This is a genomic window from Roseovarius sp. AK1035 (assembly GCF_003288315.1).
Classification (GTDB): domain Bacteria; phylum Pseudomonadota; class Alphaproteobacteria; order Rhodobacterales; family Rhodobacteraceae; genus Roseovarius; species Roseovarius mucosus_A.
In genome coordinates, this window is sequence record NZ_CP030099.1 from 3,364,127 (window position 1) to 3,390,408 (window position 26,282).

The 26,282-nt window shown below is 58.4% G+C and carries 20 protein-coding genes; 5 read left to right on the forward strand and 15 right to left on the reverse strand.

The genetic code is table 11. The annotated features are described in order from the left end of the window. Window positions 1-16: 16 nt before the first annotated feature. The 6 genes from RAK1035_RS16090 to RAK1035_RS16115 all read right to left on the reverse strand — a co-directional run bounded on the left by RAK1035_RS16090 (window position 17) and on the right by RAK1035_RS16115 (window position 7,584). Window positions 17-760, reverse strand: a complete 744-nt coding sequence (locus tag RAK1035_RS16090) for a sulfotransferase family 2 domain-containing protein (protein WP_083803356.1) — start codon at window positions 758-760, stop codon at window positions 17-19. A gap of 11 nt (window positions 761-771) precedes the next feature. Continuing rightward, window positions 772-1,506, reverse strand: coding sequence for a sulfotransferase family protein (locus tag RAK1035_RS16095; RefSeq protein ID WP_008283003.1), 735 nt, complete (start codon window positions 1,504-1,506; stop codon window positions 772-774). A gap of 144 nt (window positions 1,507-1,650) precedes the next feature. Further along, the gene (locus RAK1035_RS16100) at window positions 1,651-2,775 is read right to left on the reverse strand and encodes a glycosyltransferase (protein ID WP_008283004.1); all 1,125 of its coding nucleotides are present in this window, start codon (window positions 2,773-2,775) and stop codon (window positions 1,651-1,653) included. Window positions 2,776-3,023: 248 nt separating this feature from the next. Further along, window positions 3,024-4,262, reverse strand: coding sequence for an NAD(P)/FAD-dependent oxidoreductase (locus RAK1035_RS16105; RefSeq protein ID WP_037298805.1), 1,239 nt, complete (start codon window positions 4,260-4,262; stop codon window positions 3,024-3,026). A gap of 3 nt (window positions 4,263-4,265) precedes the next feature. Next, window positions 4,266-6,491, reverse strand: a complete 2,226-nt coding sequence (locus RAK1035_RS16110; RefSeq protein ID WP_008283006.1) for a TRAP transporter permease — start codon at window positions 6,489-6,491, stop codon at window positions 4,266-4,268. 82 nt (window positions 6,492-6,573) lie between these two features. Next, window positions 6,574-7,584: a TAXI family TRAP transporter solute-binding subunit gene (locus tag RAK1035_RS16115; RefSeq protein WP_037298807.1), complete on the reverse strand. Its 1,011-nt coding sequence runs from the start codon at window positions 7,582-7,584 to the stop codon at window positions 6,574-6,576. 127 nt (window positions 7,585-7,711) lie between these two features. Here RAK1035_RS16115 and RAK1035_RS16120 point away from each other — a divergent pair, with 127 nt between their 5' ends. After that, window positions 7,712-8,668 (forward strand): LysR family transcriptional regulator, encoded by a 957-nt coding sequence (locus RAK1035_RS16120; RefSeq protein WP_037298811.1) that lies wholly within the window; start codon window positions 7,712-7,714, stop codon window positions 8,666-8,668. 219 nt (window positions 8,669-8,887) lie between these two features. Here RAK1035_RS16120 and RAK1035_RS16125 read toward each other — a convergent pair whose 3' ends face one another. Further along, window positions 8,888-11,437 carry a calcium-binding protein gene (locus RAK1035_RS16125; RefSeq protein WP_232279264.1) on the reverse strand — a complete coding sequence of 850 codons (2,550 nt, stop codon included), beginning with the start codon at window positions 11,435-11,437 and terminating at the stop codon, window positions 8,888-8,890. A gap of 399 nt (window positions 11,438-11,836) precedes the next feature. Further along, window positions 11,837-12,991, reverse strand: coding sequence for an alpha/beta hydrolase (locus tag RAK1035_RS16135; protein ID WP_008283012.1), 1,155 nt, complete (start codon window positions 12,989-12,991; stop codon window positions 11,837-11,839). Window positions 12,992-13,221: 230 nt separating this feature from the next. On the opposite strand from RAK1035_RS16135, the gene RAK1035_RS16140 reads away from it, so the two are divergent. From RAK1035_RS16140 to RAK1035_RS16150, 3 genes are all read left to right on the forward strand, one after another. Continuing rightward, on the forward strand, window positions 13,222-13,743 hold the full coding sequence (locus RAK1035_RS16140) for a MarR family transcriptional regulator (protein WP_008283014.1): 522 nt from the start codon (window positions 13,222-13,224) through the stop codon (window positions 13,741-13,743). Window positions 13,744-13,994: 251 nt separating this feature from the next. Then, the gene (locus RAK1035_RS16145) at window positions 13,995-15,092 is read left to right on the forward strand and encodes an efflux RND transporter periplasmic adaptor subunit (RefSeq protein WP_008283015.1); all 1,098 of its coding nucleotides are present in this window, start codon (window positions 13,995-13,997) and stop codon (window positions 15,090-15,092) included. After that, window positions 15,089-18,148, forward strand: a complete 3,060-nt coding sequence (locus RAK1035_RS16150; protein ID WP_008283016.1) for an efflux RND transporter permease subunit — start codon at window positions 15,089-15,091, stop codon at window positions 18,146-18,148. The genes RAK1035_RS16145 and RAK1035_RS16150 overlap by 4 nt, the downstream gene beginning before the upstream one ends. Here the strand turns inward: RAK1035_RS16150 and RAK1035_RS16155 are convergent. The 7 genes from RAK1035_RS16155 to RAK1035_RS16185 form a co-directional block, all read right to left on the reverse strand. Continuing rightward, window positions 18,127-18,546 carry an ion channel gene (locus RAK1035_RS16155; RefSeq protein ID WP_050775790.1) on the reverse strand — a complete coding sequence of 140 codons (420 nt, stop codon included), beginning with the start codon at window positions 18,544-18,546 and terminating at the stop codon, window positions 18,127-18,129. The two genes, RAK1035_RS16150 and RAK1035_RS16155, sit on opposite strands and share 22 nt — an antisense overlap. A gap of 178 nt (window positions 18,547-18,724) precedes the next feature. Beyond that, window positions 18,725-20,323, reverse strand: a complete 1,599-nt coding sequence (locus RAK1035_RS16160) for a GMC family oxidoreductase (RefSeq protein WP_008283018.1) — start codon at window positions 20,321-20,323, stop codon at window positions 18,725-18,727. Window positions 20,324-20,434: 111 nt separating this feature from the next. Next, window positions 20,435-21,433, reverse strand: coding sequence for a branched-chain amino acid ABC transporter permease (locus RAK1035_RS16165; RefSeq protein WP_037298817.1), 999 nt, complete (start codon window positions 21,431-21,433; stop codon window positions 20,435-20,437). Between the two features lies 1 nt (window position 21,434). Beyond that, window positions 21,435-22,322 carry a branched-chain amino acid ABC transporter permease gene (locus RAK1035_RS16170; protein WP_008283020.1) on the reverse strand — a complete coding sequence of 296 codons (888 nt, stop codon included), beginning with the start codon at window positions 22,320-22,322 and terminating at the stop codon, window positions 21,435-21,437. A 1-nt stretch (window position 22,323) separates the two neighbouring features. Continuing rightward, window positions 22,324-23,028: an ABC transporter ATP-binding protein gene (locus RAK1035_RS16175; RefSeq protein WP_008283022.1), complete on the reverse strand. Its 705-nt coding sequence runs from the start codon at window positions 23,026-23,028 to the stop codon at window positions 22,324-22,326. Continuing rightward, window positions 23,025-23,804 carry an ABC transporter ATP-binding protein gene (locus tag RAK1035_RS16180; RefSeq protein ID WP_008283023.1) on the reverse strand — a complete coding sequence of 260 codons (780 nt, stop codon included), beginning with the start codon at window positions 23,802-23,804 and terminating at the stop codon, window positions 23,025-23,027. The genes RAK1035_RS16175 and RAK1035_RS16180 overlap by 4 nt, the downstream gene beginning before the upstream one ends. Window positions 23,805-23,818: 14 nt before the next feature. After that, window positions 23,819-25,021, reverse strand: a complete 1,203-nt coding sequence (locus RAK1035_RS16185) for an ABC transporter substrate-binding protein (protein WP_008283024.1) — start codon at window positions 25,019-25,021, stop codon at window positions 23,819-23,821. Between the two features lie 201 nt (window positions 25,022-25,222). Between RAK1035_RS16185 and RAK1035_RS16190 the strand changes: the two genes are divergently transcribed. Further along, entirely contained in the window at window positions 25,223-26,131 is a 909-nt protein-coding gene (locus tag RAK1035_RS16190; protein ID WP_008283025.1) for a LysR family transcriptional regulator, read from the forward strand. The last annotated feature ends 151 nt before the right edge of the window (window positions 26,132-26,282 follow it).

Sequence of the window (26,282 nt, forward strand, 5' to 3'; positions counted from 1 at the left end):
GGAACCGCGTAAGGGATCAAAAGGAGTAATCGAAACGATCAATCTCGGGCGCGAATTTTTCGGCCACGAGTTCGATAACATCGTCTCGGACGAAATAGGATCTATAGGTGTCGCGCACAGAAGCATTGAGGCGCGGAAGAGCGACGTCACCAAGCCCAAGCCGTCCGCAAAGTGCCTTGAAATCCATCTCCAGAGTTTCGTATTTCAAGATGACATCGACGTTGTCAAACGGATCGCTCTTCAGACCATCAAGGGTAAGATAGTGCGCATGAGGATGGACCGTATTGCTGATAAAATGCGCGAAATCTTGCTCTGACCACACCACCGTGCCGCGGTGCGGCGAAAAATAATACGAGACGCAGCGGTCCCACGGATTTCGCACGCAGGTAACTTTGATCAGCCGCGCATAGCGCTCCTGGTCCAATTGGCGTCGATAATCCTCCAACGTCGCGTGCTTGTGAATTTGGAATTCAGGGGAACGTATCTCAAATCGATTTATCCCGTCGTGGTGAGGTCCAATCAGGGCGATGCGATCATCACTGTAGGGTAAGAGAGCCTTTTGAATTGAATTGCCGCCCGTCTTTGGCACGTGAATAAAGATAAAATTGAATGAGCTAGAAAGCATCGTGGTGCGGCCCTCCCGATATATGGACCTGATATATCCCTGGGCGTTATCTCGTCTTAGCGGTTTATATGACCGACGGGTTGCCTGCAAACTGATAAACCTTGAAGGGGTCATCTTGGCCGTTTGGGTGGACATGCGACAGCCGCTTACACAAAGTCAGTGACGGGCATAGCCCTTTCTAATAGCGCCTCGTAGACCATGCGAACTTCAGGCTCCATTGACTGCGTCATCCCTTCGTCCTCATCGCTTGTGCGCAGGCTCTGTTCGTAAAAAGGCGCCTCTGTCAGGCCTTCCGTCGAGACACCGAAGGTATCGGCAATATAATCCACCGCCTTGTTATAAACATCGGCAGGCCAGTCAAAACTGACCAGCGGGATGTCATGGGCCGTGATATGCTGCAGCAGTCGAAGGTTATATTTCATCCACAAATCAATGGGGGCGATAACGGGGAGTAGGTTAGGGCCACGGCGCTGAAGTGAGCGAACCACGGCAAAGGGGTCACGAAAGGTGGCGACATAGTGCATATCCGGCACCGCCTCCTGCCAGAATGGCAATGTGAAAACGGTGCGTGGATCCTTGAATCCCCAAATCGGACGGCTGGCAAGGGATGCAATATGTGCATCCCGACGCGCCCGAAGCTCATCGCTCCATCGCATCTCTTCGGGTGGATTGTCCCAAGTGCCGCCATTCAGCTTCAGAAGGTCATTGTTGATTTGCATGATCTCGGGGTTTTCCTTGTTGCCCCGTCGATTGAACTTGGCAAAATTGATCACATCACCAAGAAACAGACCGCGTTCCTCCAGACATCCAGCCAGACAGCTCGTTCCGCTCCGATGCATCCCAAGGATGCAAACAGTCTTTGCCGCGTAGGTATTTGCCATCTAAAGCCGCCCTGCTGTGCCGAAGAACCATCGCTCACGTTGGTCCGATTTGGTATGTAGTTTAATTCGTCAAGCCGGTCGATGTCGTCTCTCTGCTCGTTGACACTAAAATGGTTACCCCGCAACACAGGTTGCAGAACAGGATCATCTGGTCAAATCGCATATGAGTTCGAAAAAGCTGTCCATCGTATGCGAGAAAGAGGCTGGCTCGCGTGCCTCTGCCAGACGGTTTCGAATATCTGAATCCATGGTTACACGTTGAACAATGGCCGCGATGTCCTGGCATGGCTGGTCTTCGGTCATATGTGCGCCAAGCCCAAGTGCCGCAATTCGTCGGGCGTTTTCCAGCTGATCCCCGATAAATCCGGGGGCTACGATCATCGGTACGCCGTTTTGCAAGCAGTGCCAGATCGTGCCGACACCACCCAAAAACAGAAACGACGATAGACCCGGCATCACCGTATTGAATTCAATCCACTGGTGCAATTCGACATCCCTGCCACAACTGACCGAATGGAAATGCGCGTGCAGGTCAGGATGATTGCCTAAAAAAAGGCTTACACCGTTGCCTTCGGGTATGTTTGCGATCAGCGCCTCTGTGAGGCGTAACAGATGTTCTGTGCAACCCTGATTTCCGAAGGACACCCCGATACGGCGGACATTGGGTGCGAGCGCGGGCGAGGTATGGTTGTGGATGCTGATGCTCGCTGGATCGTTCACGTGCGCGTAGAACCGCGTCGGCAGAAACTGCACGTTCAGATACGGTGATCGGAGCCATCCACTGTCCAGCCCGCCCTTCTGCCAGCCAAGCTCGTCCTTCCATCGCTCACCAAGATCATGATACTCCTGCACCGGCTCCGGCCAAGGGTGAATGTTGAGGTGCCCTTGGGCCGGGTCTGGGAAGAAACGCCAATACCCACCCGGCGTTCCCATCGCCGCATAAGGCAGATCAAGCTGAGCGACAGCAAGTCCAGCTCCTACAAGCAGGCGGTCGATAAAGACCATGTCAGGCCGATGCTGCGCAATGCGCTCCACAACGCGCCGCAAACTTGCGACCCTACCGTCATGTCCTGCTGGGTTTTTCGCTATGTCGTCGATATGCGGCATGGGCATCAGGCGCAGCCGGTTGAGATCGCCCGCTTGCTCCACGTCGCAGCCATGTCCGCGTAACCGCGCGACTTGATCCCCATATGTGATCCACACGCTGCTGTGCCCTGCGGCCTCAAACTTCTGGCTAAGGCGCAAGAACCCCAGACCGCCAAAATCCATGTGCCCATAGGCGCTTGACACAAGAAACAGGACTTTGATGCCGCTACTCCCAAAGCTTCTTCAAGGCTGCACAAACTAAGCGTTCAGCCTAGACCGCGATTGCGTCGAATATCGCGAATGCAACCATCCGTATCAAGGTCTTTGCTCACAAATCCTTCGACCATAGAGTGATTTAAACTATCCCCATGTTACTCTCGCAACTCGCAGAAGGCGTCAGGTGGCTTTTCGCTGAGCTGAACACTACGGACCTAGAGAAACCGATCCATTTTGAGGGCATCAAGCGGGGCATTTGCGGGGCATCCTGATATGATATCCGCCAAAACTTCGCCGGTTTTGGGGGCCATCATCAGCCCATAATGGCTGTGGCCGAAAGCCGCAAAGAGACCACCCTGCCCCGGCACCGCGCCCAATGCGGGCAAGCTGTCGGGAAATGAAGGTCTGCGGCCCATCCAGAAGGACCCTTGCGCAGTGCTTAGATCAGGGCACATCGCCTTGGCTTGACGTGTCAGAATAGCTTGTTTCCGGGGATCAGGTGGCGCGTCAATGGCCGCAAACTCTGCGGTACCAGCCAAACGCAATCCGCCAAGCATGGAACTGGCGACGGCCTTGCCATCGACATCCATCACCGAGTGATTGAGAGTGACACCGGGGGCCGCAAACTCCACATGATACCCGCGCTCGGCCACCAGAGGCAGGGTGATCCCAAGGGCCCGCAGCAAGTCTGCTGACCAAACCCCCGCAGCCAGAACAACGCGCGGCGCTGTGAAATTTTGGCCTTTGGCGAAAATCGTCCAACTGCCATTTTGATGCGACAGACGGATCACTTCAGCCTGAACCACCTCGATCCCAAGCCCCCGCGCCTTCGCGGTCAGGACCTGACCAAGCTGACCGGGTGCGCGGGCACGCGCCTGACCTTTGATCACCACCGCGGCCCTGAAGTCAGACGAAAGTCCGGGCTCCAGCGTCTGCAACTCCCTTGGACCTATCAGAGCCAGATCCCCGCCCTTTTCCACACGGATGCGGTAATCAAGGTTCTTCAGACTGGCTTTGTCCGCAGTGCGGAAAGCGTGGATGTAATAGCTCTCAGCAAGCAAATCCTCATGGCCAGTTCCGGCAAGAAGACGGCGATACAGGTCCACGGATGGACCGCACAGATACTCCATACAATCGGACGCGGCACGTGCCTTTTCCTCTGTTGCGTGTCGTAAGAAGCGCAGCCCCCAAGGGATCATACGCGGCCAAAAGCGGGGACGCACCGAAAGTGGGCTATCTCGGTCCAATAGCAATCCAGGCAAGGTCTTCCATATCCCTGGCATGGATTGCGGGATAATGGACCACGGAGAGATAACACCGGCATTCCCGAAAGAGGTTTCTTGTCCGGGTATGCCTCTGTCAATCAGGCGTACCGAGAAACCACGCTCACAAAGGGAAATCGCCGTGCAAATCCCGACAATACCGGCACCGATGATGGTTACATGACCGTCCATACCTCAGACCGCCGCAGGTGTTGAACGCCGTTTGAAAAGCTGGCTCAAAATGGCCGGAGCAGCAATCAACGCGGCAATCAAATCGGCCTGCAGCGAGGGCGCAATGAACACTATGCCCGACACTGCCAGCAATACTCTCATGAAGGCACCCATCGGGGCCTTCCAGTATCCAACAACCGCCATTGAAAGCGCCAGAACCCCCAAAATGCAGCTCGTGGCGGTATAGGTGAACTCCCATAAATCAAATCCCGTTGAGGAAACGATAAGCAGGACAGGCGCGTACACAAAGGCCATTGGCGCGACGACTTTGCCCAAGCCCAAGGTAAAGGCTGACACACCTGTCCGGAAAGGATTGGAGTTGGCGATGGCCGCCGCCGCATAGGCCGAAGTACAAACGGGGGGCGTAATTTCCGATACGACACCATAGTAGAGCACAAACATATGGCTGGCGATCGGAGGCACGCCAAGCTGTGCCAGAGCAGGCTGAGCCACCGACGCAAGCATGATGTAAAGCGCTGTCGTCGGAACGCCTGCCCCCATCAAGATGCAAGAAATCGCGATGAACACCAGTGACAGGAACAATTGCAGATCTGGGGTTGAGATCATTTCCCAACCGCCAAAGGTGAACATATCATTCAAGCTCATGGCCATCGAACCCGCGCCTTGGGTCACCATAAAGCCCATGCGAAACCCAATACCCGTGGTATTGATGACACCGACGACAATGCCCACAGCCGCCGAGGCCGCCCCGACAGCCAGGGCATATTTTACACCCACTTCTAGCGACTCTGCCATTTGAGGCAGCCGAATACGCGCTTGCGGGTTCAAGGTGGCAACAACCGCACCGATCACAAGCAGCAGGGCCATTTGCCCCTCAAATCCTTGGCCCATCCATTTCCACAAAACAAAGGCAATGAAGGCCGCAGGATAGATCAAAGTGGTCGGTTCACGTAACCGCGCCATGCCCGCGATCACTGCCAGAGAGATGCCGCAAAACGCAGACATGTAAGGCGTGTAGCCAGAGAAAAGCACAACCAGCAGGCCGATCAAGGGAATGATATTCGCCCAGCCTTCTCGCCATACGGCCGCGAATTGGGGCAGGCTGTCCTTTGCCATGCCCTTCAAGCCAAGTTTCAAGGCCATTAGGTGCACCACAGCGAACACACCGACGTAATGCAATACCGCCGGGACAATCGCTGCAATCACGATTGTGGTGTAGGGTAGCTGTAGAAACTCTGCCATGATGAAGGCTGCGGCCCCCATGATCGGCGGCGTAATCTGACCACCCGCCGAGGCAGCGGCCTCAACGCCACCTGCAAAATGTCCGGGGTAGCCCAGCCGTTTCATATTCGGAATGGTAAGGGCCCCCGTAGACACTGTGTTCGCAACGGAAGAGCCGGAAATTGTCCCGAAAAATGCCGAGGATACAACCGACACCTTTGCCGGACCACCGACATAGCGCCCGGCAAGAATGGTTGCGTTGTCTATGAATAATTGCCCCAAACCGGTGCGCTGCGCGATGACGCCAAACAGGACAAAGTGAAATACAATCGTTGATACGACCCAAAGGGTGACACCGAAAATACCCTCTTGTGGGAAATACATCGACGAGACGAAAGTTTTGAAGTTCACGCCGGGATGCTGCAACAAACCGGGAAAATAGGTCCCGAAAAGCGCGTAGGAAATGAATACGCAGATGATGAGCGGCAAAACCCAACCTAGGGTCCGCCGTGCAATATCCAAAACCAACAGGATTATAATGACACCAAAAAATACGTCATACCCGTTGGGATTACCCATTCGGAAGGTTTGTTCCTCGATGCCAAGCGCCGGAATGCCGCGCCACGCCAGGCCCACATACAGCGATGACGCCACGCCCAATGCCATGAAGACCAGATCATAAAGGGGAATATTCCCCAGCCGAAGGCGACTGACCTTCATTGCAAAGGCGCTGTCACTCTTAAAAATTGGAAAGAGCGCGTAGGTGAGAATGAATAATCCCGAAAGATGCCAGCCCATGTGCCAATGATCGGCCGGAAGACCAAACCCCGCAGTCACAAAGTGATAAAGCGCAAAGACCAGTGCCACCGCGCGCAAGACCATGCCAACGTTCGGGCCTACTGCGCGCGTCGCAGCGCCTTCGTCATACTTCCGTTCTATCTCGGCCAACTGCTCTGGGGTCAGCTTGGCCAGTTCTTCGGCGCTCAGGTCATTGCTGCTGTTGGTCACGGGCCTGCCTTGTCATTCATGAAAAGAGGTTGCGATGCCCGCTGGGGGCATCGCTTGGAATGTTTCCTAGAATGAAGACGGCTTATTTGAGCAGCCCTGCTTCGCGATAAAAGCGCTCTGCTCCGGGATGCAGCGGCACCCCAAGGCTATCCACCCCGTTCAACGCCGTTTCCGGCCGGATCAGCTTGCCTTTCGCATGCCCATTGTCGAGCAAGTTGCGGGTATTGTCATTCCAGAGCGCCTTGGTGATCCCGTAAACAAGATCGTCCGAAAGATCCGAGGAGACAACAAGATATGCCGAAACCGCAGGGGTCATCGTATCGTTATCAATACCCTCATATACGCCACCGGGAATCTTTGAGGGAATGTAGGCAGGCACCACATCGTTGATTTTCTGCATTTCTTCGTCGCTGAAGGAATACAGCGTCATGCCCTTGGTCGATGCAAGCTGAACCATCGCCGCCACAGGCCAACCCGCCGCATAAAAGAAGGCGTCCAATTGCCCATCCGCCAGACGTTCAGCAGATTGCGAATTGTTCAACTCGGCCTCTTCCATGTTGTCGCGGTTCACACCCCATTCTTCGAGCATTTTCAGAACAGCCACTTGGGTGCCAGACCCCGCCTGCGCAATGCCAACCCTTTTGCCTGCCAGATCACCCAATCCGTCCAAGGTTGCCCCGGCGGGCATCACAAGATGCAGGTCTTCTGGAAAGAGGTTGGCGACAAGTCGCAGCTTGTCATGCTTTTTGCCCTCAAATGTGCCAACACCAAGGTACATCTCACGCGTCACGTCGGCAGCAGCAAGGCCGGCTTCCAATTCGCCGTTCTGCACAGCCGCGTTGTTAAAAACTGATGCGGTTGTAGATTGCGCAATCGCAATCAGTCCGGGAACGCCGCACTGTCCCCCCTCTTCGCAGGGTCGAGATCCGGGAGGAGAGGAAATCCCGTTGGCGATCGTTCCGCCAATCGGGAAGTAAGTTCCGCCTGCACCGCCGGTTCCAATTCGAAAAAAAGTTGGGCTTTGGGCCATTGCCGTGCCGGCCATCAAGGCCGTTGCCAAAGCTGCCACTGCCATTTTCTTCATCAATGCCATTCTAAACTCCCCGTTTTTATTGGCTTTACCTCCGCGATGCGAAGGTTTGTCGTGGTCGCGAGCTTAATGGTAGCGTTGATAAAGACAAATTTGTTATAACTCTAAAAAACAAGGAAAAACTTATATAGTGAAGCTCCAGCAACTCTCTGTTTTTCGTGAAGTCATGGCTACCGGCTCCGTCTCGCAGGCGGCGAGGCGTTTGGGGCGCACGCAGCCTGCGATCAGCCTTTCCTTGCGAGAACTCGAAGCGTCGCTCGGTATCACTCTTTTTGAACGTGAGGGGCGCCGCCTTATCCCGGTGCCAGAGGCCTATTACCTGTTGGCAGAGGCGGATGAAGTGCTTGACCGACTGTCTACAGTGTCTCGCACCATGAAAAGCCTCGGGGATGCCGCGAGCGGCAATCTGAAGGTTGCCGCGATGCCCGGACCATCCAGTTATCTTTTCCCCGGATATATCAGTCGGGTTCTCGGCGATTTCAGGGATATCAAGCTGACATTGACGATGCGAAGTTCGCAACAGATCCTCGAGTTGGTGGCCACCCAAAGCATTGATTTCGGCTTTGCGGATCTGGATTTTCAGCTTGAAAAGCGCAAAGGTCTTTTGACGGCAGAAACCTTTTCTGCACGCTGCTTCTGCGCCTTGCCTCAGGCGCATCCCTTGGCTCAAAAAGCAGCGCTATCTTGGGAAGATTTGCATGATCAACCGATGGGCGGCTTGCACAGCGCGCATTGGCTTCAAAAACGTATTCACATGGCATTTCAGGGGCATGGCGCACGGTACAATCAAATCATCGAAAGCCAATTTTTCATCCCGCTTTTGCAATTTGTGTCCCAAGGGCAATGCTGCGCCATCGTCGATCCGATGACCGTGGCCAGCGAACAGCAATCAAGGCTGAACGGGGATGCGTTGGTATTTCGTCCGCTCGCGCAAGACCTTCGATATGATTGCGCCATTTTTGTCCCCAGATTGCGCCCGATGTCGCAGTTGGCAAGACGGGTAAAAGACGGATGGAAGGCCGAGGTCCTACGCCTCATGACGGTGCTTGGCGCAGATCCGATGACGGATATTTACTCTAATGAGTGAACACGAGGTCGATGCCGCGGTGCACCTCCTCGAGTCGTCCGAGGATGCCTTTGCGACTGCGGATATCAGCCTAGACCAAAGCGAGTGATCTGGTTCCAGAAAGAACCGAGATGAGCTTATCTCCACATCCGTTTGTTAACCGGCACAAGGCGCGCTTTTCCGCAGACAGAATGTGTTGGGCCCCCCGCAGATGGCGAGGGACCCTGCCCCATGTCCGGCTCAGCCGAAGATGAAGTCACCACCATCCAGCGTTGTCGCCTCTACATCGACCAGTATGATCGTGTGGTCCAGATAGCTGACCTGTGTGGCACCAGAACCGTCAAAGGTTGTCGCAGCAATGCTCAGACCCTCAAAGCCGCCGATCACTCCACGCAGATCCAGCAGATCACCCGCAGTGTCGAAATCCGAGATCACATCAACCTCTCCGGCATTGAAGCTGTTGAAGACAAAGACATCCGCCCCGTCCCCGCCTTGCATCTGATCGTCGCCGTTGCCGCCATTGATGGTATCGTTACCCTCACCCCCGAGAAGCGTGTCGCGACCATTGCCGCCAGCAACAAAGTCATCACCGACACCGCCATCCACCATGTCGTTGCCGAAACCGCCACCCATTTGATCGTTACCGGCGCCACCGCTCATGACGTCCATTCCGGTGCCGCCTCCCATCAGGTCGTCGCCATCGCCGCCGCTCAGCGTATCCGCTCCTTGGCTACCGCCCATACTGTCGTTCCCGGCCCCGCCCGTCAGAACATCGTCACCGCCGCCACCATTGACGAGATCATTCCCGTCGCCGCCATCTGCGGTGTCGTCACCAAGGCCTGCGCCAATGACATCGTCGCCCGCATCGCCGGACAGCTGGTCATTTCCAAGCCCCCCACCGATCCGATCATCCCCGTCGCCGCCCATGGCCACGTCATCACCATTCCCTGAGGAAATGATGTCATCGCCGCCATTGCCAGAGAGAACATCATTGCCGTCACCTCCAACGATGCTGTCCGCGCCGCCGCCGCCGCCAATGTCATCGTTCCCTGCCTCACCAGCTAGGAAATCATTGCCACCCGCACCACGCAGAATATCGTCACCTTCACCGCCAAAGGCCATATCTCCCATGACGCCGGTCGAAATATTGCTCAGACCCTCATCGCCATCCGACCAGCTTCCGGTGTGAATCTCGTCATTGCCCGCGCCGCCAAAGATCGTATCTGATCCGTCGGCACTTGCATCAAACACGCCCCCTGTGGCGGTCGAAACGCGGCTATCATCATCGCCGGTGATGATGTCATCCCCCGCGCCACCTTCGATCAGGTCATCACCCGCACCGCCAGCATAGCCATTGTCGTATTCCGACAGGGGAAGCGCCCCCGAAGCCCCAAAGCTGGCGGCATTGAACGGGTCGTCATCGTCGCCCGGCCCAGCCCTCAGCGTGTCATTGCCCGTGCCGCCATCAAGCACATCTGCACCTGCATTGCCGAACAGCACATCATCGCCCGCGCCGCCTGTGATGCTATCTGCACCGCCGCCACCACCGACATCGTCATTGCCAGCATCGCCGTTGAGGATATCGTCGCCACCCGCACCGCGCAGGATGTCATCGCCGTCCCCACCGTGGGCCACATCTCCTAGGACGCCAGTCGAGATATTGCTCAGACCATCATCGCCATCCGACCAGCTTCCGGTGTGAATCTCGTCATTGCCCGCGCCGCCAAAGATCGTATCCGATCCGTCGGCACCTGCATCAAACACGCCCCCTGTGGCGGTCGAAACGCGGCTATCGTCATCGCCGGTGATGATGTCATCCCCCGCGCCACCTTCGATCAAGTCATCACCCGCACCGCCGGCATAGCCGTTGTCGTATTCTGTGCGCGGCAATGCACCCGAGGCCCCAGTATCAGCGCCATTCGGGATATTGGCATCGCTGCCTGCCATGATCACGTCATCCCCTTGGCCGCCGTCAATGTCGTCACTGCCGCCGTTGCCTGTCAGGGTGTCCTTGCCGCCAAGTCCGATGAGCACGTCATCGCCTGCCCCGCCGTTGATGACATCGTCGCCTTCCGTGCCTGTCACGGTCTCGCCAGCATCGCCCAAGGCGAGGGTGACACCGCCCATGGCCCGCTGATCGTCAAGAAGCGACAACGCTTGTTCTAGCGTGATCTCCTCGATCTCACCCGCCGCCGCAGGCAGAATAGGAACAAAACCATCCTGAAGGCCATTTACCTCGCCCGGTGTCCCTGCCCCTATGCCATTCGGCACCGACACCCCATGCAGGACGATTTCCCGCAAGGTGAGTGGAAGAATATCCGCGCCCACGTAATCATTCATTGTGACAGGGCTAAAGAAATTTGCCGCATCGTTCAGGTCAAAGGCCCGAATATATGTGAAAGAACCATCCGCATTGGTCATGGGAGCAGCGCCGTCTTCGGTCAGAGTCAAGAGCACGTCGCCATATTGGCTTACCCCTTCCAGCACTTCCACCAATCCATCCCGGTCAGTATCACTGTTGATATCCGGGGTTTGTGAGTTTGCAGGATTTCCCTCCAGATCAAAAAGACCGTGAATATGCTGCGGAACAGGTTGGTTCGGCTCCATGCCCTCTACGGTGATGGAGACGTTCAGATATTGTTCGCCGGTGGCTTCAGGCGCGCCAATCGCAAGGATCGCTGTTCCACTGACACCCGAGCCGTTGAGAGCAATGAAATCTACCGTATAGGTAGACTCAGCGCCCCGCAGAAAGGTTTCAAAAGAGGAATAGTTCGTCGCTAGATGTGCCATGGTTTGACCTCCCGTTTGCATGCATCACAGAGCAGTCACGGGACACCGCCGCCCAAAGTTTCAGACACGGCAGAAAAAACTTAAGGTCGCGTGCTTTCAAAGATGGATCAGGCTACCTTGGCGAAACCGGATCGCGCCCGCGTTTGGAAAAGAAGCCAACCATAACAAGTATAGAGACGACCAATCATTATTGACCTTACGAGTGCCGCTTGTTTGCCACCACCGCAGCAAACAGGGGCCCATCCCCGGCCCTCACACCCATCACTTGCTGTAAAAAATTGCTGTTGCGCATATCAAGGGGCGGCTTGCAGTTTTTGATCATTCCGACAGTCGCGCGGCAAACAAGTGGAAGATGGTCCAAGATTTCCGCGACCACGCAAATTGAACAACCCTTTGTTGTCAGTTGCCTGCGCGTTCCACCAATGCGACAGGCGCAAGCATGATCGCTGTGGCCTCTTGGGCCAGCAGCATTGTCCCCGGAAGAAGCCCCGCCCGCCCAGAGGGATCTGTCTCAAGGTTACGTCGCACGGCTTCGGTTTGTTTGAGAAAGCTGATAACTGAGGGCGATGTCAGCGCAGCAAGATGGTTCGAAGCAGCGTCTTGGGCGGACGACAGGTTGATGACTGTCACATTCAACCCGGCCACCTCCTCAACGCCCATTATATTTCCAAGACGTCTGGGCACGCCCGTCAACCGTGCGGACAGTCGCAAGGCGGGATCGTTTTGCGAGGTGAAAATGACAAACGGATCAGGCAAGTCACCGATGGCCTCTGCCTGAGCGCGAAACACCGACGGGGCAATGTCTGGCGAGAGCAGGACCACCGCAGATATCCGCGACAGCATTGTCTGGTCTTTGCGGATCGCCATTTGGCGCAGCACCTCCATCGTCAACTGGGCCCCCATCGAATGCGCGACAAGGACAATGTCGCGCGCGCCCGCACGCCCAAGATCCTCGAGCATCTGTTCAAGCCCGTCCCGCGCAATGAGAACTGCATCCCGATCTGCGGCATAGCCCAGAGGCGCCCCCCGCGACGGCCAAGCATAGTGAACGGTCAACGCGTCGATATCAAAGTCGCGGATCATCTGCGCAGTTCGAAATACCCCGTCCCCCAAGGTATTGTTGAACCCATGAATTGTGACCACCACTTCCTTGTCGGTGATCCGGTCCGAGGCCAAGGCGCGCGCGACCTCCTCGCGGAATGCAGCCCGACCAGAGAAAGAGGCCACCTCGCGCGTCAAAAAATGCCTGTCAGGGTCCGGGTGCATACCCGGTAGCATCACAATCCCGGGCCTGCGCGTTTTTGGAACGCTGACGTCCACCCTTGCATAGGTCAGAGGCCCCGCAAACTTTGACGACCACACCCCTGCCGCCTCTTGCGCGCGGGTGGTGCCGACATAGACCGGAACGATGGTCTCTCCCGTCAGAGCGGCGGCATCGGGAACCATATCCGCACGCGGCGCGCATCCGGCAAGCCAGATCAAGACCACCCCGAAGCAAAGCCAGCGGTCCATCCTATGGGCCTGAAAGATGGTAATGGCTGTGCGTGTGGGCATAAGGGCACTCTTCTTCCGACGACACCCAAAGGCCCTGACGGAACACACCTTTGGCTGAGGATTGACTTCGCAAGCTTCAGCCAGAAGGGTTATAGCAGGACCGGGGCCACCGATAGCGGCGTCCTGCTCAAAACGAGCATGTCCTCAGGGGCGATGACAGAACCGAAGCGATTTTTTAGACCTTTGCAGCGTGGGAGCCGACAAAGCCGATGTCAGGAAAAGCGTTCACCATGGGCACATCGCCCGAACCCAAAGGCACAATCGGGGCGGCCACGGCAAAATCCAGACGCGCAACCGAGATACGTGATGTTTTCGCCGAGAATTACCTCGACTACCAGTATCGCTTTGTCGAGTTTTTCGTCGAACATCTCGAAGACGTTAGCCGCGCGTTTCGTGGGGACCTACAGCAGATGCTTATTCTGGCCATCATCGGTCAGGTCACGCTCAGGGCGGTCCGCGATGCGGGTATTCGCGACCAAGACCCGTCCCTGTCAAACCTCGAGCGGCCGGGCATCAGCGCGTCGCGCATCGCGGATGTGACAGCCATTCCCCGCCAGACCGTGCGCCGCAAACTTGAACTTCTGCGGCAAAAGGGATGGATCACGCAGTTGCCAAACAATAGTTGGACAATGTGCCATCGGGACGGGATATCCGGGGCAAGGGTAGATCTGAATGAGATGGATCAGCGCGCGATTGACCGGATCGCGCGCCTCTTCACCGACCTTGAGGCGCTGGTGAATACGTGCCGCTGAGGGGCACATTCCTGATGACCAGATGTTGAGGGAATAGAGCCGCGATGCGCCCAGGGTGACTGGCCATTTCGAGCGCCTCATCGCTTGCTCTAGATTCAAAGGGCACATAGCATTTCTGGCACGGTCCCAAACGCGAGCGCCTGCAATGCCACCCAGAGCCTCTTATTCCGCCACGCGCGCATTCCGCGATGGGCCTTGCCGGTGCAAGGCTTGCGCCCTTTCCACTTTGGCCCCGTGACGGAGCCCCGACAATGAGCCTCCGCCTGATGGTTTTCTTGGCCGCTTTTTCGTTGACGACCTGCGACGACGACGAAGGCCCAGCAGACCCCAAGCCGCCACGCGCTGTCCGCACAATGATCGTCGCCCAAGGGGGCGAGGACGCGTATCGCACCCTACCCGGCGTGCTGACCGCAGCCGAGACGATGCGCCTTGCCTTTCCCGTGGCAGGTAGGTTGATCGACGTGCCGCTGCGCGCGGGCGATCGGATGACCCAAGGAGAGGCGGTCGCCCGCCTTGATCCCGCCGACATCGAGCGGGAAATCACGGCTGCTGAGGCAAAACTTGCGGCAGCGCTTGCGCGCCTTGATGCCACGGACGCCGAATTTCAGCGACAGCGCACGCTCTTTGAGCGCGGCCTTGTCGCACGCGCCGGGTTTGAACGCATCTCGGCGGACCTTTCCGCCGCCTTGGCCGACCGCCGTGTGGCAGAGACAGACCTTGCCGCCGCGCGCGACCGGCTCGACCGCATCACGCTGCGCGCCCCACGCGAGGGCGTGGTGACGGCCCTACTGGCCAATCGGTTCGAGGAGCTTGCAGCGGGCCAGCCTGTCTATGAGGTTGCCGTGACGGCGGCGCTTCAGGCCGAGGTGCTCGCCCCCGAGGCGCTCTTGGCCGTGATTGCGCCGGGAACGCCGGTCGCGGTGCGGCTGCCCGCTTTCCCCGACCAAAGCTTTGCCGCCGAAGTGACAGAAATCGCCGCTGACGCAGAGGCGGGTGTCGCTTACCGCGTCAAGGCGCGACTGGCTGATCCGCCCGAAGGTGCAAAGACCGGGTTTTCGGCGGCCGTCTCATTCACGCTGCCGCGCGCTGCCGGTGCCATCGACATACCCTTGTCCGCACTGATCTTTGCAGACACGCGATCCGAACCGACAGCGGGCGACAGCGCAACCGTCTACGTCTTTGACGAGGCCACCGGCACCGTGCGGGCGCGCCAAGTGCGCATCGACGGGGTGGTCGGCACTGACCTGCTGGTGACAGAGGGGCTATCGCCCGGCGAACACGTCGTGACCGCCGGAGTTGCTCTTTTGAGCGATGGTGAACCCGTGCGCCTCTGGAGCCTGCCGGAATGACAGGCTTGACCCGCGCCGCGCTGGATCGCTGGCGGCTGGTGCTGGCGGTGACGCTGGTGCTGATTGTGACCGGGGTGATGACCTATTTCACCCATCCCAGCCAAGAAGATCCAGAAATCACCATTCGCACCGCGGTGGTGACAGCCCGCTTTCCCGGTATGTCAGCAGAGCGCGTCGAACAGCTTTTGGTCAAACCCATCGAAGAGGCCGCGCGCCAGATTGCCGAGGTCGACACCATCGAGAGTGCCGCACAGACCGGCTTTGCGACCGTCAAGGTCGAGCTGCGATCTGAGGTGACGCTGGTCAAGCCGGTCTGGACCACGCTGCGCAACCGGATGGATGAGCTCGCCCCCTCTTTGCCCGAGGGGACGGTGGGCCCACTGGTCAATGATGACTATGGGCGCGTGGCCGTGACCACGCTCGCGCTGCATGGTGCGGATTTCTCTGCGTCTGAATTGCGCGCAACGGCCCGCTGGCTGCGTGATCGTCTGGCGACAGTGCCCCTGATTGGGCGCATTGACCTTTACGGCGTGCAGGACGAGCGGATCTGGATCGAGTTCGACCGCGCCCGTCTCGATCAGGCCGGACTAACGGTTGAGCGAATGCTCGATGCTGTAGCAGATCAGAACCTCATCCTCTCGGCGGGCGCGCTTCAGACCGAGGCAGGGTTTCGCTATGCGCTGAGCACGGACGGGGCCTTTGAGGATTGGCGCGCCATTGGTGACGTGCCAGTGCCTCTGCCTTCAGGCGGCACCACAGTCTTGCGCGACCTTGCGCAGATTTCGCGCGGCTATATCGAGCCGGTGCGCAATCCGGTGTTCTTCAACGGCAATCCGGCAGTGACGCTTGGGGTGTCGATGGTGGAAGGTGGCGCAATCCAAACCTTCGGTGCGGGCCTCGAGGCCGCGCTCACAGACCTGCGCAGCGCCCTGCCCCTTGGCCTTTCCCTTGATCTTGTGACCCATCAGCCGCCCATTGTGGCCGCCTCTGTTGCCGATGCAACTGAGAACCTGTTCCAAACCATCGCTACTGTGATGGCGGTGGTGATCCTCTTTTTGGGGATGCGCGCCGGGCTGATCGTCGGGGCAATTGTGCCGCTCAGTATCGTGCTGGCGCTGGTGGGCATGGCGCTCTGGGGTATTCCGCTGCACCGCATTTCGATTGCGGCGGTGATCATCGCGCTCGGCCTTTTGGTGGATAACGGCGTGGTCATGGCCGAGGATATAAAGCGGCGCATCGACGGCGGCACCACACCGCGCGACGCCGCGCTCGAGGCCAGCCGCACGCTTGCGATTCCGCTTTTGACCTCGTCATTGACCACGATCCTTGCCTTTCTTCCCTTGATGCTGGCCAGCGACGCGACGGGCGAATTCCTGCGCGCCCTGGCACAAGTGCTGGCACTGACATTGATGGCAAGCTGGCTTTTGTCGGTGACAGTCACGCCCCTTTTATGCGTGCGCTTTTTGCGATCCACGCAGGGCCCAACAGAAACGGCGCCGGGTCGCGGTACGCGGCTTTATCAGGCGGCGCTGCGCCGGGCCTTGGGGGCGCGGGCACTTGTGCTTCTTGCCACGCTTTTCGCCTTTGCCGTGGCGCTTGCGGCGCTAGGCCGTGTGCCCACCGGCCTTTTGCCCCCCTCGGAACGGGCACAATTCGTGCTGAGCCTTGAATTGCCCGCTGGCATCTCCGAAGACGAAACCGCGCGTGTCGCGCGCCGCCTCGCAGGCTTTCTTGGCGACACCACCGCCAACCCCGAAATCGTTGGCAATGTGGTCTATGTGGGGGCTGGCGGACCGCGCTTCTTTCTCGCGCTCTCCCCCCTAGACCCTGCGCCACATATTGCCTTTGCCGTTGTGAACATTGCTGATGCCACGTCCGTGTCTGTCGTGCGTGAACGTGTCGAGAACTGGATGGCCGCCAATCTACCCGAAGCGCGCGGCTGGACAGAGCTGCTATTCCTTGGAAAAACACCGCCCGGAACGGTCGAAATACGCCTTATCGGCGGCGATGCCGACGCCTTGTTCTCGACGGGTCGGGTGGTCGAGGGGGTCTTTCGCGACATAGACGGCACGCGGCAGATCCGTGGTGACTGGGCCAATCCCGTTCTGCAACTGACGGTCCTGATCGACGAGGCGCGTGCCCGGCGCGCGGGCGTCGCACCATCGGCCGTTGCCCGCACCCTTGCGGCGCGTTTTGACGGGGCGCATGTGACGGATTACCGCGAAGGCGACCGTGTAATTCCAGTGTTGATCCGCGCCGAACAAGAGGCGCGCAACAGTCTGGATGCGCTCGCCGATGTGACGGTGTTGTCAGGGGATGGCGTGGCGGTGCCCCTCATGCAGATCGCCGACTACGGCGGAGAGTTGCAGCCTTGGGTGATCCGACGTGTGCAACAAGAGCGCGCCCTGACCATCTCGGCCCTGCGCCCCGGCCTATCCGCCGCAGAGTTGCTCGCCGAGGTCGCGCCAAGGCTTGAGGCGCTGGACCTGCCACAGGGCATCCGCTGGGAGCCCGATGGCGAAGTCGTCGCAAAGGCGGACGCCAATGCCGCGCTTTTTGCGACACTGCCACAGTGCCTGCTGGGCATCGTTTTATTGTTGATCTGGCAGTTCGACAGCTTCCGCCGCCCGGCGATCATCTTTGCCACGATTCCGCTCGTGCTGGTGGGCGTGGCCCCCGGCATGTTGCTGATGAAGGGAACCTTGGATTTCAATGCGCTTCTTGGCGTGCTGTCACTCGCGGGGATCATCATCAATAACGGCATTGTCCTGATCGAGCGCATAGATGCCGAGCGGGCCCACAATGATGACCTTGGGCAAGCATTGGTCACGGCCTGTGCAGCGCGCCTGCGCCCTATCGTGATGACAACGCTCACCACCATCCTCGGACTGCTGCCGCTGCATCTCTTTGGTGGGGAACTATGGCGCGGCATGACCATCGTGATGATGTTCGGTCTGGGCGTGGGCACGCTCTTGACCCTTTTCGTCGTGCCTTGCCTCTATGCTACTATCTTTGCTGACCAGCGACGCAGTCGTCACCGACCTGCGGTGCCATAGACCCGCTGGACCGCAACAAAGATCATTGCCGTCGTCCAGCCAACGATAATCGTGCCATTGGTCGCCGCAAAGGCACCAAGCAATCGCCAATCCGGCCCCAGAACCACATCGCCATAGCCAAGCGTGGTGAATGTGACGGTTGTGAAATAAAGCGCCTCTTCGACACCGCCAAGAGCGCCCAATCCGATCAGCAACATGGCCCAGAACCAGCACTGCGCGCAGATGGACAGAAAGAACCACATCACAACAGAGATCACGGCCAAGGCCTTGGTCACGGCTCTCTTTGGCATACGCGACGCCCTGCGCCCGAACCGCGCTGCCACCACCATAAACCCTGCATGAATGGCGACAGTGACCGAAATCGCCAACATTCCAATCGCAAGTTGGGGCAAGATCATGCTTGGGTCCAGATATTATGGCAGTCGCAGGCTCTCCCCCGCCGTGTCACAGGTTAGGGAGCACACGTTGCTTATGCGGCCCGCATCATAGGGCGGTCAATGCCCTTCTGGTCACAAGGTCTTAGCGCGCCAAAGCTGCCTTGAGCATGACGCGGCTGGCGTCCCACCCTTTGTGATGTCAGGCGCGGGCGTCCTCTAGAATCATCTGTGCTGCCTTTTCGGCGATCATCACGGTCGGCGAATTTGTATTGCCAGAGGTGATGGTGGGCATGATCGACGCGTCGGCGATGCGCAGGCGCCTGAGCTGTTTCAGCCGCAGGCGTGGATCGACCACCGCCGCCTCATCCGCCCCCATCCGGCAGGTGCCGACCGGGTGAAAGATCGTGGTGCCGATCTCACCTGCGGCGCGGATTAGGTCATCGCGGCTCTGATACGTGGGGCCAGGCCGATATTCCTCGGGGTGATACTGCGCGAAGGCGGGTTGCGCGACAATCCTGCGCGTCAATTGGATGGCGCGGGTCGCGACATCGCGGTCTGCCTCTGCAGACAGGTAATTTGGGCGAATGGAGGGGGGAGCACGAAAATCAGGGCCGGTCACATGCACGCTGCCTCGGCTCTCGGGGCGCAGGTTGCAGACGCTGGCCGTCATCGCGGGAAAGGGGTGTACCGGATCGCCGAACTTATCAAGGCTGACGGGCTGCACATGGTATTGCAGGTCCGGCGTTTCTTTTTCCGGGCCTGATCGGGTAAAGATACCCAATTGGCTGGGAGCCATCGACATTGGCCCCGAGCGGGACAGAAGATACTCCAACCCGATCCCCAGCTTGCCGCGCAGGCTGCTGGCCTTTTCGTTCAAGGTCGGCACACCGTGAACCTTGTAGACAAGACGCAATTGCAGATGGTCCTGCAGATTACCCCCCACCTGCGGCACCTCGACCACGGGCGCGATACCTGCGTTCTGCAGCACCGCGCCATCACCGATGCCCGACAGCTCCAACAGGGCCGGAGAGCCGATAGCGCCCGCGCATAGCACGGTTTCGCGGGCGGCGTGGGCGGTGATGCTGCGGCCCTCGTGGTGATAGACCACGCCCTTGACCTCGCCCTCTGCTATGATCAGCCGTTCAGCCTGTGCGCCGGTTAAAATATGCAGGTTCTTGCGCGCCTTGGCCGGGCGTAGAAAGGCCTTGGACGTGTTCCAGCGAATGCCAGCCCGTTGATTGACCTCGAAATAGCCGCCGCCCTCATTATCGCCGGAATTGAAATCGTCGGTACGCGGGATGCCCGCCTGTTCGGCCGCCTCAAGGAAACTATCCAGCACCTGCCACCGCACGCGGGTCTTTTCCACGCGCCATTCGCCCCCTGCCCCGTGCAAATCGCTGTCACCTGCGTGATGATCCTCGGCGCAGCGAAAAAGCGGCAGCACATCGTCCCATCCCCAGCCGGTGCAGCCCATCTGCGCCCATTGGTCATAGTCGCGCGCCTGACCGCGCATGTAGATCATGCCGTTGATCGAAGAGCAGCCCCCCAACACTTTGCCGCGCGGATAAAGCAGCGAGCGGCCATTCAACCCCGGCTCTGGCTGAGTGCGAAACCGCCAGTCGGTGCGGGGATTGTCGATACAATAGAGGTATCCGACCGGGATATGAATCCAGTGGTAATTGTCGCTCCCTCCTGCCTCGAGCAAGAGCACACGGGTTGCCGGGTCTGCCGATAGCCGGTTGGCAAGCACGCAGCCCGCACTGCCCGCCCCGATCACGATGTAATCATATTGATCCATACGCCTACTCCATTCCCTGCCGCATGACGACACGAGTCACCGAACCGGACGTGACCGGTCGTTCTTAGATCAGAAATAGGCCGGGCTATTCAACGCAGCCCGGCCAATGGGTCAGTTTTCAGGATTGAATCCCAGACGCCGCCCCAGACGCGAGGCGTAGAATTCACCCACAAGACCCCGGCGGAACAGCAGCACGCAGACCATGAACACGACGCCCGTGATGATCGTCACCGGAAAGTCAGAGGTGGCGAGATAGTTCTGCAAGGTGACAACAATGCCCGCGCCAAAGATCGGCCCGATCAGCGTGCCGATGCCGCCCAGCAAGGTCATCAGGATGACCTCGCCCGACATTTGCCATGTGACATCGGTCAGCGTGGCGAATTGAAACACCAGCGCCTTGATCCCACCCGCAAGGCCGGTCAATGCCGCTGACATCACAAAGGCCGCCAGTTTGTAACGCGCCACCGAATAGCCAAGCGAGGTTGCGCGGCTCTCATTCTCGCGGATGGACTTGAGGATCATGCCAAACGGTGAATTGACGATCCGCCAGATGATCAACATGCCCAAGAGGAACACACCCAACACAAAGTAATACATGTTGGTGGCCTCTGAGAGGTCGATGAAGCCAAACAGCACTCCGCGTGGTACGGATTGGATACCGTCCTCACCCTTGGTAAAGCCCGCCTGCAAGCAGAAGAAAAAGAACATTTGACTGAGGGCAAGCGTGATCATCGCGAAATAGATACCCTGACGACGAATGGCGATGGCACCCATAATCAGCCCAAGAACCGCAGCCCCCACAACGCCCAAAAGGATGCCAAACTCCGGCGACCAGCCCCATTCCTTGACCGCATGGGCGGTGAAATACGCAGCCCCGCCGAAAAACGCGGAATGCCCAAAGCTGAGCAGCCCAGTGTAGCCCAAGAGCAGGTTGAAGGCAGCTGCGAAGAGAGCGAAACACAGGAGTTTCATCACGAAGATTGGGTAGAGATAAAACGGAGCCACCAGCAGAAAGGCCAAGGCAATCAAAAGCAGCACGATCCGCACCGTCCCTGCATTGGGCAAGGTGGCAATGGTTTCGCTTGCAACGGGTTCAGATTTGCCTGCCATGTCACGCATCCTTTCCGAACAGACCTGCGGGACGCAGGATGAGGACAATCGCCATGATGACGAAAACCACGATGTTTGAAGCCTCGGGGTAAAAGACCTTGGTCAAGCCCTCAGCGATGCCCAGCATATAGCCCGTCACAATTGCGCCCAGGATGGACCCCATACCGCCCACAACCACGACCGCAAAGACGATGATGATGATGTTGGATCCCATCAGCGGGCTGACCTGATAGATCGGTGCCGCCAGAACCCCGGCAAAAGCTGCAAGGCTCGCGCCCAGACCATAGGTAAAGGTCAGCAAGAGCGGCACATTGACCCCAAAGCTCTGAACAAGCGTCGGATTCTCTGTCGCGGCCCTCAGGTAAGAGCCGAGTTTCGTCTTTTCGATCAAAAGCCAGACAGCGATACAGACGATCAGCGAGGCGACAACGACCCAGCCACGATAGATCGGCAGGAACATGAAGCCGAGGTTCACGCCGCCCGAAAGGGCCGCCGGGGTTGCATAGGGCTGGCCCGCCGCCCCATAGAAATAGCGGAACGTACCTTCGATCGTCAGGGCAAGGCCAAACGTAAAGAGCAGGCCATAAAGGTGATCCAGCTTGTAGAGGCGCGACAGCATCGTGCGCTCGACCAGAGCCCCCAACAGGCCCACGATCACAGGGGCAAGGATCAGCGCCGACCAATAACCCAGACCAAGCCAGAGCGACAGCAGATAGGCCGCAAAGGCACCCAGCATATATTGCGCCCCATGGGCAAAGTTGATCACCCGCAAGAGACCAAAGATCACCGCAAGGCCCAGGCTGAGCAGCGCGTAGAACGAGCCATTGATGAGCCCAACCAGAAGCTGCCCAAAGAGGGCGGCTGTGGGCACTCCGAATATCGTTATCATCTCACACTCCCAGAGCTTGGTTCAGGTCTTCACGGCGCGCCTCAAGGTCGCCCACCGGGAATTCCATCGCCATCTGTCCGTGATCCATCAGGTAAAAGCGGTCCGCGACCCGGCTGGCAAAGCGAAAATTCTGCTCGACCAGTACAACCGTCATACCCCGGCTCTTGAGTTCGGTCAGCACCTCGCCAATGGCGTCGATGATGACCGGGGCAAGGCCCTCTGTCGGCTCGTCCAAAAGCAGACAGCGCGCGCCCGTGCGCAGAATCCGGGCCATCGCCAACATCTGCTGTTCGCCACCCGAGAGTTTCGTGCCGGGGCTGTTGCGCCGCTCTTTGAGATTGGGGAAGAGGCGAAAGATCTCCTCGACCGACATGCCACCTTCGGCCACCTTTGGCGGTAGCATAAGGTTTTCCTCGACGTTCAGCGTCGCGAATATCCCGCGTTCTTCGGGGACAAATCCCAATCCGGTATGCGCTGTGCGATGCAGGGGCATGGTCATCAGATCCTGTCCGGCAAACCGCATTTGGCCCGTGCGCTTGCGCAGGATACCCATGATGGTGCGCAGCGTCGTGGTCTTGCCCATGCCATTGCGGCCGAGAATACAGATGGTCTCGCCTTCGTTCACATGCAGGTTGACGCCATGCAGAATATGGCTTTCGCCATACCACGCATGCAGGTCCGTGACCTTCAAAAGCGGTTCGCTCATGCCTCGCTCCCCATATACGCGCTGCGCACGACCGGGTCTTTCGAGACGCTATCGTAATCGCCCTCAGCGATGATTTCGCCCCGTTGCAGCACGGTGACATGGTGGCAAATGTCGGCCACAACCGACAGGTTATGTTCAACCATCAGCACGGCGCGGTGCTGCGCGACATCGCGTATGATATTCGCCACAAGCTTCACATCCTCGCGCCCCATCCCCGCCATCGGCTCGTCCAGCAACAGGACTTCGGGGTCGAGGGCCAGCGTGGTTGCAATTTCCAGCACACGTTTGCGGCCATAAGACAGATCAGACGCGCGGGTATCGCGGTATTCGCGTAGCCCCAGATCATCAATCAAAACATCCGCCCGCGCATTCAGACGGTCCAGCGCCGACATCGGCAGCCAGAATTGGGTTGCCAGATTGTTGGGCCGTTGCAGCGCAACGCGCACGTTTTCCAGCACCGTCAGATGCGGAAACACGGCGGAAATCTGAAAAGACCGGACAAGGCCCATCCGGGCGACACGGTCAGGCTTCATCTTTGTTATATCCGCCCCAAGCAAGGTGATCTTGCCCCGGGTGGGTTGCAGGAACTTGGTCAGCAGGTTGAACACCGTCGTCTTGCCCGCGCCATTCGGGCCGATCAGCGCGTGGATGCGCGCGTGCTGCACGTCAAGATCGACGTTGTTCACAGCGGTGAAACCCGAGAAGTCCTTACCAAGACCGCGGGCGGAAAGTACCACCCGCGGTTGGTCCTGCTTGCTCACAGGATGTGCGGTCATCAGCCTGCGATGCCTTACTGCGTCACGAGCGGGCAACCGCTCTCGGCAGGTTTGATATAGGCCACATCGCCGGGGATCGTGGAGAGGACGTTATAGTAATCCCACGGCTCGGTGATCTGATCGGGCGCTTTGACTTCCATCAGGTAGACGTCCTTGATCATGCGACCGTTCGCAGCGACAACACCGTTCTCAGCGAAAAGGTCCTGCACGGGCAGTTCTTTCAGCTTGGCGGCGACCGCTTCGGTCTCGTCCGTGCCGGCAGCTTCAATCGCCTTGAGATACGATGTCACGGCCGAATAGGTCGCGGCATGGATCATGTTGGGCATCGCCTGCGTGCGCTCAAGGAAACGCTTGCCGAATTCGCGCGAAGCGTCGGTGCGGTTCCAGTAGAAGCTCTCGGTCAGGGTCAGACCCTGTGCAGCCTCTGCACCCAGACCATTCACCTCGGACAGCGTGAACAACAGCGCCGCGAGACGCTGCCCCCCTTGCACGATCCCGAATTCAGCAGCTTGCTTGATGGCGTTCTGCGTATCGGCCCCGGCATTCGCCAGACCGATCACCTTGGCACCAGAAGCCTGCGCCTGAAGCAGGAAGGACGAGAAATCTGTAGAGGCCAGCGGGTGGCGGACTGCGCCGACAACTTCACCGCCGTTCGCCTTTACGAAATTGCCGGTGTTCTCTTCCAGCGAATAGCCAAAGGCATAGTCAGCAGTCAGGAAATACCAGGTATCCCCACCCTGTTCGACCAGTGCGCCGCCGGTCCCCACAGCCAGAGCGTGGGTGTCATAAGCCCAATGAAAGCCGTAAGGCGAACACTGAGCGCCGGTCAGTTCGGTGGTGGCAGCACCGGTTGTGATGGTGATTTTGTTGGCCTCTTTCGAGAGCGCCTGAACAGCAAGAGCGACCGAAGAGGTGGTCAGCTCCATGATGCTGTCGACCTGCTCGGTGTCATACCACTGACGCGCGATGTTCGACGCGATATCGGCCTTGTTCTGGTGGTCGGCGGTGGTCACTTCGACCGGCGCGCCCAAAACGGTGCCACCAAAATCCTCAACCGCCATCAGGGCGGCTTCATAGGAATAGCGACCGCCAAAGTTCGCATAGACGCCGGACTGATCGTTCAGGATGCCGATCTTGACCTTGTCGTCGCTGACCTGTGCCAGTGCAGGCGCGGCCAAAAGGCCAATGGCCGCCACGGATGTAAGCAGTTTACGCATGAGTATCCTCCCAAACCAACCTTCGGCTGCAACTCCCGTTCAACGGGCGCCCAAAGGTTGTGTCATCATTTCAATTCTAGTCCCCGACCGCCTCCCCAGACGCATCGGTGCCCTAGTGATACAGGTTTTAAAGTTTGACACAACAGTTCACTTTTATCTAATTTCATACACTATCTGTACGAAAATGAACAGGCTGGCGATATGGCGCATCTGACATGGGATGATCTGCAATTCTTTTTGGCAGTTGCGCGCGAAGGTCAGCTCTCGCGCGCAGCGCGGCAATTGCAAACCAGCCATGTGACCGTTTCCCGCCGGATAGACCGGCTAGAGGCGGGTCTTGACCTGCGCCTCTTTGAACGAAATCCACGCGGTTATGAACTGACCAGCAATGGGCGGCGGCTGGTTGAAACCGCCGAGCGCATGGAGGAAGAAGCAGAGCGTCTTTTGCTGGATCTTACGGGAGACATCAGCGCGCAGCGGGGCCTGCTGCGTGTGGCCATGCCCGAAGGCTTCGCCAGCTTCTTCAGCGAAAGCCTGCTGCCGGTGTTCATGGACAAATTTCCCAACATCGCGCTAGAGCTGATCACACTTCCGCAGGTCATGTCCCTGTCGCGCCGCGAGGCTGATCTGTCGGTCACACTGGATCCGACAAAGGCGTCACCCTACCATTCCGAAAAGATCGTGGACTACGCGCTCAGGGTCTATGGCACCCGCCAGTATTTGGGCGACCACATCCCGATCACCACGCCCGATCATCTGCTCAACCATCCCTTTGCCGGATATATCGAGGATATGATCTTTGCCCGAGGTCTCGATTATCTGGGGGATGTCCACCCCAAGATCAGGCCAGTGTTCAAAAGCTCTTCGATCTTCAATCAACTGGCGGCCGTGCGGGCGGGTCTCTGCCTCTGCGTGCTGCCCTGCTATATCGCGCGGCATTATGACGATCTGGTGCCGGTCCTGCCGTCAGAGATCACGATCCTGCGCAGCTATTGGCTGACCTGTCACCGGGATGTGCGCGCCATGCTGCGCGAGCGTGCTGTGATGGAGTTCATCAAGACGCATATGCAAATCCATCGCGATCATCTTTTGCCTTGGCCGGTAGTTTAACCGGGATTAGCCCAGCGAAACAATCAGATGCCCTCGGAGGCGCATAGCGTCGCGTGATCTGCCCGTAACCAATTCGTCACGCCACGCGCGAGGTCGGGCCTTGCATCAAGCGCAAAGAACTTGCTTGCGCATGTCTGGGCCAAGCTGCTTT

What these genes read in the sequence shown, in the direction of transcription:
- RAK1035_RS16090 (WP_083803356.1), bottom strand. Translation starts at nt 760, where the DNA reads ATGTCCACCCAAACGGCCAAGATGACCCCTTCAAGGTTTATCAGTTTG.
- RAK1035_RS16095 (WP_008283003.1), bottom strand. Translation starts at nt 1,506, where the DNA reads ATGGCAAATACCTACGCGGCAAAGACTGTTTGCATCCTTGGGATGCAT.
- RAK1035_RS16100 (WP_008283004.1), bottom strand. Translation starts at nt 2,775, where the DNA reads ATGGATTTTGGCGGTCTGGGGTTCTTGCGCCTTAGCCAGAAGTTTGAG.
- RAK1035_RS16105 (WP_037298805.1), bottom strand. Translation starts at nt 4,262, where the DNA reads ATGGACGGTCATGTAACCATCATCGGTGCCGGTATTGTCGGGATTTGC.
- RAK1035_RS16115 (WP_037298807.1), bottom strand. Translation starts at nt 7,584, where the DNA reads ATGGCATTGATGAAGAAAATGGCAGTGGCAGCTTTGGCAACGGCCTTG.
- RAK1035_RS16125 (WP_232279264.1), bottom strand. Translation starts at nt 11,437, where the DNA reads ATGGCACATCTAGCGACGAACTATTCCTCTTTTGAAACCTTTCTGCGG.
- RAK1035_RS16135 (WP_008283012.1), bottom strand. Translation starts at nt 12,991, where the DNA reads ATGCCCACACGCACAGCCATTACCATCTTTCAGGCCCATAGGATGGAC.
- RAK1035_RS16140 (WP_008283014.1), top strand. Translation starts at nt 13,222, where the DNA reads ATGGGCACATCGCCCGAACCCAAAGGCACAATCGGGGCGGCCACGGCA.
- RAK1035_RS16145 (WP_008283015.1), top strand. Translation starts at nt 13,995, where the DNA reads ATGAGCCTCCGCCTGATGGTTTTCTTGGCCGCTTTTTCGTTGACGACC.
- RAK1035_RS16150 (WP_008283016.1), top strand. Translation starts at nt 15,089, where the DNA reads ATGACAGGCTTGACCCGCGCCGCGCTGGATCGCTGGCGGCTGGTGCTG.
- RAK1035_RS16155 (WP_050775790.1), bottom strand. Translation starts at nt 18,546, where the DNA reads ATGATCTTGCCCCAACTTGCGATTGGAATGTTGGCGATTTCGGTCACT.
- RAK1035_RS16160 (WP_008283018.1), bottom strand. Translation starts at nt 20,323, where the DNA reads ATGGATCAATATGATTACATCGTGATCGGGGCGGGCAGTGCGGGCTGC.
- RAK1035_RS16165 (WP_037298817.1), bottom strand. Translation starts at nt 21,433, where the DNA reads ATGGCAGGCAAATCTGAACCCGTTGCAAGCGAAACCATTGCCACCTTG.
- RAK1035_RS16170 (WP_008283020.1), bottom strand. Translation starts at nt 22,322, where the DNA reads ATGATAACGATATTCGGAGTGCCCACAGCCGCCCTCTTTGGGCAGCTT.
- RAK1035_RS16175 (WP_008283022.1), bottom strand. Translation starts at nt 23,028, where the DNA reads ATGAGCGAACCGCTTTTGAAGGTCACGGACCTGCATGCGTGGTATGGC.
- RAK1035_RS16180 (WP_008283023.1), bottom strand. Translation starts at nt 23,804, where the DNA reads ATGACCGCACATCCTGTGAGCAAGCAGGACCAACCGCGGGTGGTACTT.
- RAK1035_RS16185 (WP_008283024.1), bottom strand. Translation starts at nt 25,021, where the DNA reads ATGCGTAAACTGCTTACATCCGTGGCGGCCATTGGCCTTTTGGCCGCG.
- RAK1035_RS16190 (WP_008283025.1), top strand. Translation starts at nt 25,223, where the DNA reads ATGGCGCATCTGACATGGGATGATCTGCAATTCTTTTTGGCAGTTGCG.